The organism is Mucilaginibacter psychrotolerans, assembly GCF_004519315.1.
GTDB classification, from domain to species: Bacteria; Bacteroidota; Bacteroidia; order Sphingobacteriales; family Sphingobacteriaceae; genus Mucilaginibacter; species Mucilaginibacter psychrotolerans.
Map to the genome: position 1 here is coordinate 142177 of NZ_SOZE01000005.1, position 13851 is coordinate 156027.

Consider the following 13851-nt stretch of genomic DNA (forward strand, 5'->3'; position numbering starts at 1 on the left):
AATATTTTTATCTTCTTATTTAAAAGTTACGTTTAAGCCCACAGTGTAGAATTTGGAACCCGGGAAGGTGCCGTTATCAATACCGTTTTGGGTTGCGTTACCGCCCTGAATGCCGATTTCCGGATCTAAGCCAGTGTAACTTGTAATTGTGAAGAGGTTCTGGGTAGAAACATACAACCTTACTTTAGCCACATTCACCTTGTCAGTAATAGACTTAGGCAGGCTGTAACCAACAGTAACGTTTTTCAATTTAAGGAAGCTTCCGTTCTCAATCCAGGTGCTTGATGGTACGTTGCTCAGGATCAATGCATCGCTATAAGTAGCCCTTGTATAAACGTTTGATGGGTTTGTAGTCGTCCAGCGGTTTTCATAATATTGACGGCTAACGTTTTCAACGCCCACAAAACTTCTGTTCTGGAAACTTTGCAGCGAGCTTTGCTGATAGTTGAGAATTTTATTACCATAAACGCCGTAGAAGTAAGCGTTAAAATCAAACGCTTTGTACGAAAGATCAAGGTTTAAACCGCCATAGAATTTTGGAAGCGGGCTACCTAAACTCACCTGATCGTCTGTTGTTACGTGTCCATCGCCATTGGTATCTTCAAAATAACGGTCGCCCGGCGATGTAGCAGATTGGTAATAGTATGGATTAGACGGGAATTTAGCAGCTGCGGCTGCGTTAAGCGCATTTATCTGCGCCTGGGTTTGGAAGATGCCTACGGTTTTATAACCATAAAACGAGCCTACAGGTTGACCAATATAAGTTTTGGTGTAGGTAAGATCAGACCAACCCGGGCCGGCTAATGTAGAACCACCGGCTAAGCCACCAAAAACGGTAACATTATCGGTACCGGAAGTAAGGCTGGTAAGCCTGTTTTTGACAGCCGAGAAGCTTAAAGCAACGCCGTACTGCACTTCGTTTACTTTATGACGGTAGTTGATACCTATCTCGATACCTTTATTCTCCATACTACCAACGTTGCGGGTAATATAGTTATACCCCGATTGAGCAGGAGCCGCCAGTGTCAACAAAAAGTCTTTTGAATCCCTTTTGAATAAATCGACAGTAAGGGTTAAATCGCCGTTTAATAAGCCTAAATCCATACCTATATCGGTCTGATAATCGGTTTCCCAACGCAGTTTATCATTTGCCGGCTGGCTTTGTGCTATACCACCCTGGTACAATTTATTAAAAGGGTAACCTAAGTTACCACTGCTGGCTGCCGGTAAACCTGTTGAATAAAGCGCCTGGTACTGGAATGAACCAATAGAGCCCTGGTTACCAACTTTACCATAACTTCCCCTGAATTTCAGGTCAGTTAACCAGTTAACATTTTTCAGGAAAGGCTCTTCTTTGGCTCTCCAGGTAGCGCCGACAACCGGGAATACGCCGTATTTGTGGCCTTCGTCAAATTTAGAAGAACCATCGCGCCTTACCGTACCATTAATAGAGTACCTATCCATAAAGCGGTAGGTTAACCTGCCGAACTGAGACGCTAAAGTAGTAATGGTTTTACCGTTGCCTTCAGCATCGAACTGCATGTTACTCAACTGGGCCAAATCGCGGATAACGCTGTTCTTTGGAATACCGCTGCCACCATTTGCAACATACGTAGTGCTTTGCTCAGAAACACCGCCTACAAAACTGATAGCATGCTGGCCAAAAGTTTTATCGTAAGATAAGGTGTTTTCCCAAAGCCATTCAAAAGTATTGTTCTGGCGTTGGCTATACAATGCATTGGTTGGCACGGCACCTGGGTATTGCTGCTGTATGCGCGTATCTTCAGGCTGGAAGTAAGAACCTGAATAGGTGTTAAGCCGTACACCTGCGTTTGTTTTGATCTTAAGCCCATCAATAATCGTAGCTTCTAAAGAAGAGTTGGTTAGCAAAAGGTTGCCAATGTTCTCATATTCGTTGTTTTCGATACTGTAAAGCGGGTTGTTATACTTAGCAGTATAGGTATTGATAGGGTTGTAAAAACCATAATTGCCGTTTGCATCTTTAATCTGGCTGGTTGCGCTGTTACCACCATCTAATGTTGGGATAAGCTGCGTTAAGTTACCCAATGCACCGGTACCGTAAGGATTGCTGCTGGTTTGGTAAGTGTATTTGGCACTCGTAGAAGATTTAAGCCATTTTGTAGCCTGGTAATCTGAGTTAAGACCCAATGTTACCCTTTTGAAATACGAACCTACTACGATACCTTTTTGATCGTAGTAACCGATAGATGCCGCAGTTTGTACCTTGTCGCTACCGCCACGTACAGCTATGCTGTAGCTTTGGGTTTTACCGGTACGGTAAAGTGCGCTCTGCCAATCGGCAGTAGTAAGCGAGCTTGGGTTGCGCCAGTTGGCCAGTTCAACAAAGTTTGCGTCTGCATCACCAATTTCGTTGGCCAGTGTAGCCCATTGCTGTGCATTCAAAAGATCGTATTTTTTAGGTTGCGCCTGGAAAGAGTTGTAAGCGTCAACAGTTAGTTGAACGCCATCTTTCCGGCCTTTTTTGGTAGTAATGATAACAACACCATTTGCTCCGCGTATACCGTATATGGCGGTGGCCGATGCATCTTTCAATACATCTATAGTAGCAATATCATTAGTGTTGAAGTTGTTAATACCTCCATCAAGCGGGTAACCATCTACCACATAAAGTGGGTTGTTACCGCCGCTGGCTAAACTACCAACACCCCTTATCAGGATAGTAGTATTACCGCCCGGCGCGCCGTCGTTAGCCGTAACCTGCACACCTGGCGCGCGGCCCTGCAAAGCAAGATCTAACGATGGTACAGGCAATTTAGCAATGGTTTCGGCACTTACAGAGCTCACGGCACCGTTAAGGTCCTTACGTTTTGAGGTACCGTAACCAATAACCACCACTTCGTTCAGTGCGCTTACGTTAGATTCGAGCCTGATGGTGTAAGTATTAGCGGCACCAACGGCAACTTCTTTAGTAGTGTAGCCGATAACACTTACCAAAAGGGTTGGGTTACCCGTAACTGATAATTTAAACGCGCCGTTAATATCGGTCATAACGCCGGTGGTTGTTCCTTTGATAGAAACAGACGCACCGGGAACCACTCCATCGGCAGAGGTAACGGTACCTGAAATCTGCCTGGATTGGGCAAAACTGGCTAAACTCATCAAGCAAAATGATAAGCTTAAACCAAGTAGTACCACAAGATTTTTCAATTGTAATTTTCTCATCATACATTAATTTTTCTAATAGTTTAATTGGTTGTGATAAAAAGGCGCTACGGTTTGCACCTTAATCATCGGAAGTAAAAGTATTGGAGTAAATTAGGAGATAATACCACAAATGTTAACGTTTATAGAACAAATGTTAAGGGTTGATTTTTAAACCGTGGATTAATCAATTTCTCTTAAGTAGTACTATAAACATAGTAATTTATTTTTGATTAAAATTATTTCTTTTTGAAAAACACAAAGCAATCGAATGCATAAATAAAGACGATTAGTTAGCCAATAAGCGCATTATTGGTTATCAAATAGCGTATTGCAGGGCCGGTGATAGCTACGGAAAGCAAAATGCGTGGCAAACCAAAAAGGGGGGGATAAGCGTGATTAATTATCAGGGTGCGCTAATTGGATTGATATAGTATTGCGTGGTTACTTTTTAAAGAAGGTAAAAAAGCTCTTGACTGAGGTAGCGAAAAGTGCGCTTTTCAAACGCCATTTAAAAGAAATCATATCGACGCACTTTTTAAAGTATTTTAAGAAGACCGAAGTAACATGTACAGGTTGAGCAATAAAACACCAGGAAATATGTATTGATGCATGTTTTATCAGAAGCCCGCCCTATCCATTCACCAGTTGCATGGCCAGCCCAGGAGCACCTTAGCAATCGATATATAGAAAGGGCTTAGCAATGCCGAATAAGCTCCATCATAAAACATGGAATTATGCGCATATAAGGTTGGTACTGCCTTTAGTACGCACAGGGTATTTGCAGACATGCTTTAGGCAGTCATCCCGGTCAAATCCGTCGGCTTTGTGTAAAAAATAAGTCGTAAATGGGTTTGGTGGCGAAGTAAGTATATCAAATCGGTTCGTATTGGCTATATTGCACAAGCGCAGCATAATGTTAAAGCCAACCCGCTATATCACACCTAAGGTAAAAGCAGTAGTAATTACGGCCTTGTTGCTGTGCGCGCAATTATGCCTTAAGGCGCAGGTATATTCGGCTGCTAAATACGATGCGGTTGATACCACGGGGAGATACCTTAAAGATGCGCAAAACCCTGGCTTTAGCATAAATAATCAGCCTGCAAGTAACCTCGCCCTGAAGGATCCCGGCCTGGAGCAGGATTTGCAAGTAAAACTGAGCAAATCGGCCGAACGGAAACTGCTGATGCAGCGCCTTAAGCAACTGAACATTAGTACCGACGTTGATGCCAACCAATCCAACAAAAAGCTGCTTTATAACCTGGCCAACGCATTTGCCAGGCTAAAAATGTACTCGCTGGCCATGAAATGCTTTTTCAAAACCATGCAGTACAATCAGCACGATACCAGGGCTGATACATTGATGCAGGCCCCTGCAGATTCTCTCGCCGCCGATAGTACCGATCTGGACGAACGCTACCTTAACTTCAATGCGGTAGATGATACCCTGCTGGCCCGGCAGCCGGCAGTGCTTTTGCCTGCAACCACCGAGCCGCGCAGCCCTAAAATAACCTACCAACGAATATCAGATACCTTTAAGGATGGCAAAAAGGCAGTAGTCTACGCCATGCTGATGCATGTAAAACAGCCCGTTGCCGGCAAACCCAAGGTTTATCGTTTCACCAACTCGGGGCATACCTTTATTACGCTCATCAAATACAACAGCGATTCTACCTACGTATCGCTGTCGTTCGGCTTTTATCCCTATAAGAACCACCCGCTTGCCGGCTCGCCCTTATTCCCCTCATCCCCATCTGGCTACCGCGACGATACGCAGCACAAGTGGGACGAAGTGGCGGGAAAATTCATTTCGCGGCGTAAGTTTGAGAAAATACTGGCACTTACACAGAAATACGCAGGACTAAAATACCACCTCAGTAAAAACAACTGTACCGATTTTAGCCTGAATGCTGCCCTTGTGGCCGATTTAAAGGTAAACGGAACCACAGGCAAATGGCCGCTTGGCCATGGCAATAACCCCGGCACTACCGGGCAAAGCATGCTGCAAGGCAAGATAACTGACGGCAACAAACCCGATTTGGATGAGGTGTTTGTTGACGATACGGTAGGGAAGCCGTAAAAATTTTGTCTGAACTCGAATTTTAAGGAATTTTCTGAATAGACAGAATAAAATCCCGGCATTTGAAAAGCTTCTGTAAATTCCATGAATTCCCCCAAATTCGAGTTCAGACATTTCTCCCTCTCCTACAAAAATCTCCCCCCTCTGCTAAACAAAATACTGCTTTTGCTTATTCTATTATTCCTATGTTAATATTGTGTGATAGAATAAACCTCGCCATTCTTAAAATACAATTTTATTATCATATTTGGATGTAAGAATCCTATTAACCGAAAAATACAACCAATAACTACTATGCAGGAATTAGACCCTACCATCCTTCAGAAAGCCAACTCATGGCTTGAGGGGAATTATGATGCCGACGTAAAGGCACAAATTCAGAAACTGATAGACGATAAAGCGTATACAGAACTTACCGACTCGTTTTACCGCGACCTGGAGTTTGGTACCGGCGGCCTGCGCGGCATTATGGGCCCTGGTAGCAACCGTATCAATAAATACACCATCGGCTCGGCTACCCAGGGTTTGGCCAACTACCTTAAAAAGACCTACCCCGGCGAAAAAATAAAAGTGGCCATTGCGCATGATAGCCGCAACAATGCCGACCTGTTCTCTACCATTACTGCCAACGTTTTCTCGGCAAACGATATCCACGTTTATTACTTTAAGGCCCTGCGCCCCACGCCCGAGCTTTCTTTCGCGGTGCGCCACTTTGGTTGCAAAAGCGGCGTGATGCTTACCGCATCGCATAACCCTAAAGAGTATAACGGCTACAAAGCCTACGGCGACGACGGCGGCCAGTTTGTGGCCCCGCATGATGCTGCCGTAATGGATGAAGTTGCCAAGATAAAAAGCATCGATGAGGTGAAGTTTACCCGTGTTGATGCCAACATAGAAGAAATTGGCGAAGAAGTAGACGCCCTTTACCTGGATAACATCACCACCCTTTCGGTTTCGCCGGATGCCATTAAGCGCCAAAAGGACCTGAAGATCGTGTTCTCCCCTATCCATGGCACGGGTATCACTTTGGTGCCGCAGGCTTTGGAGCGTTTCGGTTTCGAGAACGTGATTTTGGTAGATGAGCAAACCACGCCCGATGGCAACTTTCCTACCGTGGTTTACCCTAACCCCGAGGAAAAAGAGGCCCTTACCCTGGCCCTTAAAAAAGCACAGGACACCGATGCCGACCTGGTACTGGCTACCGACCCGGATGCCGACCGCGTGGGCATAGCCGTAAAAAATACTGACGGCGAATTTGTACTGCTGAATGGCAACCAAACCGGTACCATGCTCATCAACTACCTGCTTACCGCCTGGGAAGAAAAAGGCAAGCTTACCGGCAAGGAGTACATCGTAAAAACCATTGTAACTACTTACCTGATAGATGCTATAGCAGCAGCCAAAAATGTAACCTGCTATAATACGCTCACGGGCTTTAAATACATTGGCGAGCTGATGACCAAATTCGAAGGCCAACAAACTTTTATCGGTGGTGGCGAAGAAAGCTACGGTTACCTCATTGGCGATTTTGTGCGCGATAAGGATGCCGTTGTTTCCAGCGCATTTATTGCCGAGATGACCGCTTACTATAAAGACAAAGGCAGCAGCCTGTTCGAAGCCCTGCTGGATACTTATGTACAATACGGTTTCTACAAAGAAAAACTGATATCGCTTACTAAAAAAGGAAAGACCGGTGCTGAGGAGATTGTGGCCATGATGGAAACTTTCCGCAACAACCCGCCTGCCGAGTTGGGCGGCTCTAAAGTGATTACCCTGAAAGATTACGAAAAGAGCGTGGAAACCGACCTGACCACCAACACCAGCAAACCGATAGAACTGCCAACCTCAGATGTATTGCAGTTTATAACCGCTGATGGCAGCATCATCTCGGCCCGCCCAAGCGGAACCGAGCCAAAGATCAAATTCTATTGCAGCGTAAACGGCAAACTGGCCAGCAAAGAAGCCTACGCCGAAACGGATAAGCTGCTGGATGAAAAGATTAATACGATAATGAAGGATTTGGGGGTGTAAGCTCTCCGTTCATTTGACATTTGAAAGCCACCGGTTGAGAGACTGGTGGCTTTTTTTGTTGAGCAAATTATTTAATTTAGTGTATGACAAAGTATCCCAATGTTGAACAAATTGATTTGGAAGATATTTATATAGCCGTTGAATTTTCGAAAAGAAAAGAAAGTATAGAGCAGTTTACTGAAATCTATCTAAGCGGATTTAAGGAGTCAGCTACTTACTACGAATTCCCAAGGTTTCGAGGCGAAACCGAATTTGAAACAGACGATTACAAGTTAATGATGTCATACGTTCTAACTCGGGAAGATATTGGATTCAGGTTTTATTTTGATAACGCGGCCAATAAAGAAACGCCTTTTGCTATGATATTTTTTAATGAAGATGGGTCGTTGTTTTTAGGCCTTAGTGTATATCCACAGTTTATGTCTAAATATGAATATCAACTAAAAAAAGACTTTCAGTCGTCGTTGATTATGGTTTGTTATAATACTACTCCGCCTAATAACTTAGACGAATTCAAATCCCAAATAAAACTCAATTGATGTACCTCCCGTCCCCATAGAGTCTCTCTGAAAAAGACCCCTTCGACAGCACGGCATATCAGCAAAGTGCATCCTGTTGTTAAAATAAAGCACCTTATGTATAGAACCTGCGGAAACGGCAAAATCTTTAATATGACAACTATCGAAATTCTAAATTTATACGGGATCAAATTCACGATATTTATCAGCCCTAGGCCAGTTCTGGGTAAGAATAGAGTTAGAAAAGGTTTTATAGGAGGTGGGAGCATGGAAAATTATTTTGGATCAGACTTTGACACACTAGAGTCAATTACTGAAGACGTACTGCCCATTGTACAGCATTATATAAACGGGAATAACCCTGAAATGAACCATATTAGTTCCGAATTGGGAGGTAGTGTGGACTATGCCATACCTGATATTAGTAATGTAACCTTTCATAATCCAAATGATGGTGAAATTGTCCAAACAATACCGATAATTCATTTTACGGTTATTGCGGAGGCATGGCGAGAATTTTTACTACAGAAACCGATTGTGGGAGATGCTATTTGAAAGGCTGACTATACAACAAAAATTATAACGGCTTGGCAAATACAGTAACTACAATGAGCAATATCTTAGAACAGTACAAAATAAAATTTAGCACTTCCAGAAATTACGGAACTCTAAACCGAATTCAGTCTATTGATGAATTAATGACCCAATTTATTGGTGATCATTATAGGATATCGGAGGTCGATGGTCTTTTGGCAGGAATAAATCGAGTAATTAATGGCGATGTGAATGAATGTGAAGACTATACACAAAGTTTAATAATTGCTGTGATTACTCCGTTTCATGTTAAAATTTATGAAGACTTAGATGAATATGAAAATAACAATTCCATAGAACCACGCTTCACTATTCCTCTGTTAGATTTCAAATTAATCGTAGAGGCTTGGAGGTCTTATTTAAATTACTCGACACTAAACAGCCCCATTTAATCTTTCCCGTCCCCGCAGGGTCTCTTTGAAAAAGGCCCCTGAGGCGGTAGGACATTCCCGCAAAGCATATCGTAAACGAAAATCATTCCGTCCAGAAACGCAGGATACTCTGCCGAGAAACCCCGCGCGGAGACAGTAGCTTACCATATTGGGGTGGAACCAATGCTGGGCTAAGCCAGTACCAGTGCGAATGTCCGAAAGCAGATACTTCAACTACGGTATCTGATACCCTATAGAAAAAATAAAGCTGCGGGTTTTGGTGCCGGTATAATAAAAATTATTGTAGGAGTTTTTGGTTTGGATATTAGCGAGCCCTATTTCGTAACCAAAATTAAACTGAAGACCACTGCTTATCCTAAACCCGGCCAACAAGTTGGCACCATAGTCGAAACTCTTAAAAGTGCGAAAACTTTCATCGCCGAATTTGTAGGGTATAGGCTTAAAATCGCCGTTGTTTTCGGAGGCGTTATCGAGTGACACGGGTGTGAAACTTGCCTTTAATCCTTTTGCTATATACGGGCCTCCGCCCAAAAAGAAGTTGCCGCCAGGTACAGCAATATTATAAAGAATGTTTACCGGCACCTGCAGGTAAGTTAGCCGCAACTTTCCGTAAGTGTTGAACACAATATCGCCTTGGTAGGTTTCTTCGGTGGTTTTTCCGCCCTTGGTAACGTAGTTTATTCCGGGCTGAAGCGAGATATTGCCAACAGTAAAACTGGCATAAGCACCACCGCTAAAACCGAAAATGGATTTATCAGCATCGTGTATAACGATATCTTCTTTTCGTGGCCGTGAAAGGGAGGCAGTACCAATACCCGTTTTAAAGCTAAAAGTAACAGGCTTTTCTTGCGCGAAAGACGATAACCCTGCCAACAAAAGGTAAGCGATAAGTAAAGGTTTAAGTTTCATAGTAGATAGTGTTTTCAAACCTTACGCTGCCCAAGGTACATACGCTACAAGCAAGATAGCTTTTAATGATTTGTTAACATGCTACCAGGAACCACGGGGCCGTCTATCGAGGAAGCCAGTCAAGACCGTAAAGTGCTTTAACTATACAAAGTACAGTACTAGTATATAGGCCATAATAGCCCAGTGGCGGATAACCCTATTACAAGCACGAGTAACTTTTTAACTGTAAGCAGAGTGACTTGCAGAGTGGATTGTCCTGCGTAGAGATTGCTTCGTTCCTCGCAATGACGAGGTGATGAAGGGAGATTTGCTCCCATATCAGCTATGATTACCTTAGCTCAGCAAAAAATTATTCTTAATGCCTTCTGCTTAAAATTTTTACATTTACAGCTAGCCATAGCCTTACATGAATTTCAGCAAAAACAATTACATCTTTACCGTAAACCAAAGCCTGCCCGCAACCAGGGCAATCTTAAACAGCAATACGTTTTACAAATCGTCGCTGGCGCGGGTAGTGACCACCAAATATTTCATAGGGCAAATTAATGATACCGATTTTAAGATTATCGGCTCATCAGCCAAGTCGCCGGCATGCGTGCTTAGCGGCAAGTTGATAGCCTTAGATGACTATACTACGCTGGTAGAAATTGATACCACACTACACAAGGCCTTCCGCATCCTGTTTGTCATTTGGGTGGGGTTTGTGGCACTGGCTATGATTATCCCGGGCTTTGTTCATTTCAATCTGCGGCAGTTGTTATCGGGTATTGCGGGCGCAGTTGTTGGCGCTATCGTATTTCGGTTGATGCTCCACCTGTTTTATATCAGGGCAAGGAACAGAAGCATCCGCAATATCGAAAGCATATTACAGTAGTTACTGCTAATTCACCGTGTATTTCGTCCTCGAGTGATATTCTGCCAATAGCTTATCCAGGTTTTTAAACTTAAATTCTTTGTTTTGAAGTTGTTGCACAAGGCCGGGCACGTCGGCAAATGCCTTGCTTAATACTTTAATAAAATTCCCTTTGGTTAGCTCGTAAGTGGTATTACCATCCTGGTACATCGGTATCATCTGGGTGGCATCGTAAGAAGGAGACATTCGCCAGCCGTAATTATAAGTGATGTGTGAGGTTGAGGTAGGCGCACCAAAAGACGGTGCCGGTGTTTGGGTCATCGTCATCCCGCCACCGCCGGAAACTGCTTTGAATTTGTAATACAGATGAGTGGTTGGGGTAACTGCAATAGTTTTGCCGAAGTATCTTTTGTTGGCGTTACCGCCTTCGGTAAGTACCGTGAGGCTGTCGTTTTCATTCAGGCGCACCATTACCAGGGCTTGTATGTTTTCAATCTTGATTTTCTCTTTGTCGGCATTCTTTGCAGTTTTGTAATAAAAGTTATCGCCCGATGGCTGGAACGCAATCAGTCCTGCAACCTTCTTACCGTCTCTATCAAAATAATAACCGCTATGAAACATTTTCTGTGAACAGGCAGATAAAAGGCTACTACAACAAAGGACAATCCAAATAATTTTGCGCATCAGGTTTTGGTATTTTCTGCGTAAATATACCACCAGGAAATCAAATTATACCAGAAATGCGATTTTTTGCCAGGGAAATCGCGTTTAAAAAGGAGGCACCTACGGAGCCATCAGCATTACTGGTAATTCTATAAACACGATGCTCCTAATGGAGCGTAAAACCAATTCGGACTAAACACTCCGGAGGAGTATCGTGTTTATAGCATCAAAACAAAAGTCAGAAGGCTCCGTAGGTGCCTCCTCATCGTCCACAACTTTAAACGCGATTTCCCTGGATTTTTTGCCCAGTAAGATTTATTTGAAAACGGAACTCCGACTTCAAAATCCGTATCCTCGGTAAAAAATTTGAACTATTCCGAACCTCTGGGTTAATTCTTCATCGCCCTTTTCCCATCCCCAATCATCTTAACAGCATAAGCCGATGTAGCAAGCGAACACCCAATACATACCCAGGCGCTGGCATGAGCCGGTGGGTAGTGCCCAATAATAGTTAAGAGGCCCCAAACAGCAATGAGTGAGGTCCACAAGCCAACAACGTAATCAAACTTGCGCTTAAATACCAGTCCGAGCGGAAAAAAGTGCAGGCCCACAATCAGCGCAAAAGTGGGGACAAATAAATTTTGATGACCAGTGTTTAGCAGTACAGTATTGGCCACAAAAATAGCTATCCCTTCTGCCGCAAAAATAAGGTTGAACCATTTGCTCCTGGCTTTTTCTTTGCCGGTTTCGGCGTCGCTATCTCCTTCGGCCATCGCTTTCAAAGCCGTGTTCAGCTTAAGGTATTGCAACAGGAAGGCAGCAATGAGCAAGGTAAAGAAAACAGCGCCAACCCAGTAATCGCCGCCTGCAAAAATTGATTCGGCAATAGTGGCCCAAATCGCCGTAAATAATATCATCATAAACAAACCGCCTACAGCATTCTTTAGCAATTGTTGGTTTGAAGGTAAGTAGGGAGTATCCATAAGGTTGGTAGTAAGCAGGTACTAATATAAAGGTATTAATGCTAAATAGAAAGTTGCCTGCATCTTTCATTCCATGCTTTGTAAAGTATCCTGTAACACAATCCACAATCCAGCGTCTGTTATATCAAACACACAAATCCTCCTTCATGAAGTACCATCTACCCGGCTTTACCCCCAACCCCCTTATTAAGTCTTTTTTTTGCAATATCATCTTACTCTTAATTACTGTTTACGGCCACGCGCAGGAAAACAGCCCCTTTAATACAGGTTTCGAGGAAACAATCCCTTCGAAAATATTAGGCCAGCAACGTAAAATATGGATACATATCCCTACAAGTAACGGCGGTAATAAAATTAAAGATCAGGGGCATTACCCGGTTATATATTTGCTCGACGGCAGCGAAAACTACAACACCGTTGTGAGCATTACCGAGCACATGGCCGAATCGAGCCTTTGCCCGCCGATGATTGTGGTTGGCATTGTGCAGGAAGACAGGCTGAGCGAACTTACCATTGGTACCGATAAAGAATTGCCTGATGTGATTGGCAATGGCGAAAAATTTATGGCCTTTATAGAGAAAGAACTCATCCCCTATATGGATGCCAACTACCCCACCACTACTTATAAAACCCTCATTGGCCACTCGCTTGGCGGCTTAACGGTTATAAACACCCTACTGCATAAACAGGAGCTGTTTAATGCCTATGTTTCGCTGGAAGCATCCCTATGGTGGGACCATCAAAAACCGGTGAGAGACGCAAAAACCATTTTGCCCGCCCAAAATTATAAAAGCAAAACGCTTTTTATGGCCATAGCCAATCGCATGGAAAAAGGTGTAGATACGCTAAGCGTGCAAAAAGACACCAGTGAGTCTACTGCGCTTATTCGTAGCAATTTAGAACTGATTCATGACATTAACAAAAACAAAAACAACCAGCTACGCTTCAAATACAAGTATTACGAGAACGACGATCACCCGTCGGTACGGTTAATTGGCGAGTACGATGCGCTTCGGTTCATCTTTGATTTTTACAAATTAAGAATTTACGAAAGCGAATTGAAGAATCCCGATTTTAAGATAGAATCGGTATTGGTAGCACATTATAAAAATGTTTCGGAACAAATGGGATATATGGTTAAGCCCGGTGAGAGCCAGGTTAACAGCCTTGGATATCAAATGCTGAATGCCAAACAGTATAAAAAAGCACAAGCTTTATTCGAGCTTAATATTAACAACTATCCCGAAAGTGCCAATTGCTATGATTCTCTGGGCGATTTATATCTTACAAGCGGCGATAAAATCAACGCGATAAAAAGTTTCAAAAAAGCCTTATCGCTGAAAGCTATACCCGAAACAAAAGACAAACTGGATAAGCTATTAAGCGAGCGTAAAAAATAACGCCACAGGAATTAAGGAGTTTCGGTACCTCATCGCTGCTTCATTGGCCTGAGCTTATCACTTCGGCCAATGACAGACAGTCGTACTACTGCACCACCCGCGCTACTAAAAAAGCAATCTAATGTGATAAGGTTTAGGTACAAATTCTTTTATGCAACAGTACCTTTGCAAAACTTTTAAAAGTAAAACGCGCGACCAAGCCCTGCAATACTTACAAGTAGGTATTTACTCAAAATAAGAATAAA

At 43.3% G+C, this 13851-nt stretch carries 11 protein-coding genes; 7 read left to right on the forward strand and 4 right to left on the reverse strand.

Annotation, left to right across the window (positions count from 1 at the left end):
- Positions 1-15: 15 nt before the first annotated feature.
- Complete coding sequence (locus E2R66_RS07465; protein ID WP_158288353.1) at positions 16-3141, reverse strand: SusC/RagA family TonB-linked outer membrane protein; 3126 nt, start codon at positions 3139-3141, stop codon at positions 16-18.
- Between the two features lie 958 nt (positions 3142-4099).
- Between E2R66_RS07465 and E2R66_RS07470 the strand changes: the two genes are divergently transcribed.
- The 5 genes from E2R66_RS07470 to E2R66_RS07490 all read left to right on the forward strand — a co-directional run bounded on the left by E2R66_RS07470 (position 4100) and on the right by E2R66_RS07490 (position 8798).
- On the forward strand, positions 4100-5263 hold the full coding sequence (locus E2R66_RS07470) for a hypothetical protein (RefSeq protein ID WP_133228208.1): 1164 nt from the start codon (positions 4100-4102) through the stop codon (positions 5261-5263).
- Positions 5264-5557: 294 nt separating this feature from the next.
- A complete protein-coding gene (locus tag E2R66_RS07475; protein WP_133228206.1) occupies positions 5558-7294 on the forward strand; it encodes a phospho-sugar mutase in 1737 nt (578 codons plus the stop codon).
- A gap of 83 nt (positions 7295-7377) precedes the next feature.
- Positions 7378-7833, forward strand: a complete 456-nt coding sequence (locus E2R66_RS07480; protein ID WP_133228204.1) for a hypothetical protein — start codon at positions 7378-7380, stop codon at positions 7831-7833.
- A 132-nt stretch (positions 7834-7965) separates the two neighbouring features.
- The gene (locus E2R66_RS07485; protein ID WP_133228202.1) at positions 7966-8367 is read left to right on the forward strand and encodes a hypothetical protein; all 402 of its coding nucleotides are present in this window, start codon (positions 7966-7968) and stop codon (positions 8365-8367) included.
- Between the two features lie 32 nt (positions 8368-8399).
- Positions 8400-8798 carry a hypothetical protein gene (locus E2R66_RS07490; protein WP_134737913.1) on the forward strand — a complete coding sequence of 133 codons (399 nt, stop codon included), beginning with the start codon at positions 8400-8402 and terminating at the stop codon, positions 8796-8798.
- A gap of 213 nt (positions 8799-9011) precedes the next feature.
- Here the strand turns inward: E2R66_RS07490 and E2R66_RS07495 are convergent, their stop codons facing one another.
- On the reverse strand, positions 9012-9707 hold the full coding sequence (locus E2R66_RS07495; RefSeq protein WP_133228198.1) for a porin family protein: 696 nt from the start codon (positions 9705-9707) through the stop codon (positions 9012-9014).
- A gap of 406 nt (positions 9708-10113) precedes the next feature.
- Here E2R66_RS07495 and E2R66_RS07500 point away from each other — a divergent pair, with 406 nt between their 5' ends.
- The gene (locus tag E2R66_RS07500) at positions 10114-10581 is read left to right on the forward strand and encodes a hypothetical protein (RefSeq protein WP_133228196.1); all 468 of its coding nucleotides are present in this window, start codon (positions 10114-10116) and stop codon (positions 10579-10581) included.
- 6 nt (positions 10582-10587) lie between these two features.
- Here the strand turns inward: E2R66_RS07500 and E2R66_RS07505 are convergent, their stop codons facing one another.
- Positions 10588-11181, reverse strand: a complete 594-nt coding sequence (locus E2R66_RS07505) for a hypothetical protein (protein ID WP_133228194.1) — start codon at positions 11179-11181, stop codon at positions 10588-10590.
- 431 nt (positions 11182-11612) lie between these two features.
- Positions 11613-12206, reverse strand: coding sequence for a hypothetical protein (locus E2R66_RS07510; RefSeq protein WP_133228192.1), 594 nt, complete (start codon positions 12204-12206; stop codon positions 11613-11615).
- A gap of 146 nt (positions 12207-12352) precedes the next feature.
- On the opposite strand from E2R66_RS07510, the gene E2R66_RS07515 reads away from it, so the two are divergent.
- Positions 12353-13606, forward strand: a complete 1254-nt coding sequence (locus tag E2R66_RS07515) for an alpha/beta hydrolase-fold protein (RefSeq protein WP_158288354.1) — start codon at positions 12353-12355, stop codon at positions 13604-13606.
- Positions 13607-13851: the final 245 nt, after the last annotated feature.

What these genes read in the sequence shown, in the direction of transcription:
- E2R66_RS07465 (WP_158288353.1), bottom strand. Translation starts at nt 3,141, where the DNA reads ATGAGTTTAGCCAGTTTTGCCCAATCCAGGCAGATTTCAGGTACCGTT.
- E2R66_RS07470 (WP_133228208.1), top strand. Translation starts at nt 4,100, where the DNA reads ATGTTAAAGCCAACCCGCTATATCACACCTAAGGTAAAAGCAGTAGTA.
- E2R66_RS07475 (WP_133228206.1), top strand. Translation starts at nt 5,558, where the DNA reads ATGCAGGAATTAGACCCTACCATCCTTCAGAAAGCCAACTCATGGCTT.
- E2R66_RS07480 (WP_133228204.1), top strand. Translation starts at nt 7,378, where the DNA reads ATGACAAAGTATCCCAATGTTGAACAAATTGATTTGGAAGATATTTAT.
- E2R66_RS07485 (WP_133228202.1), top strand. Translation starts at nt 7,966, where the DNA reads ATGACAACTATCGAAATTCTAAATTTATACGGGATCAAATTCACGATA.
- E2R66_RS07495 (WP_133228198.1), bottom strand. Translation starts at nt 9,707, where the DNA reads ATGAAACTTAAACCTTTACTTATCGCTTACCTTTTGTTGGCAGGGTTA.
- E2R66_RS07500 (WP_133228196.1), top strand. Translation starts at nt 10,114, where the DNA reads ATGAATTTCAGCAAAAACAATTACATCTTTACCGTAAACCAAAGCCTG.
- E2R66_RS07505 (WP_133228194.1), bottom strand. Translation starts at nt 11,181, where the DNA reads ATGTTTCATAGCGGTTATTATTTTGATAGAGACGGTAAGAAGGTTGCA.
- E2R66_RS07510 (WP_133228192.1), bottom strand. Translation starts at nt 12,206, where the DNA reads ATGGATACTCCCTACTTACCTTCAAACCAACAATTGCTAAAGAATGCT.
- E2R66_RS07515 (WP_158288354.1), top strand. Translation starts at nt 12,353, where the DNA reads ATGAAGTACCATCTACCCGGCTTTACCCCCAACCCCCTTATTAAGTCT.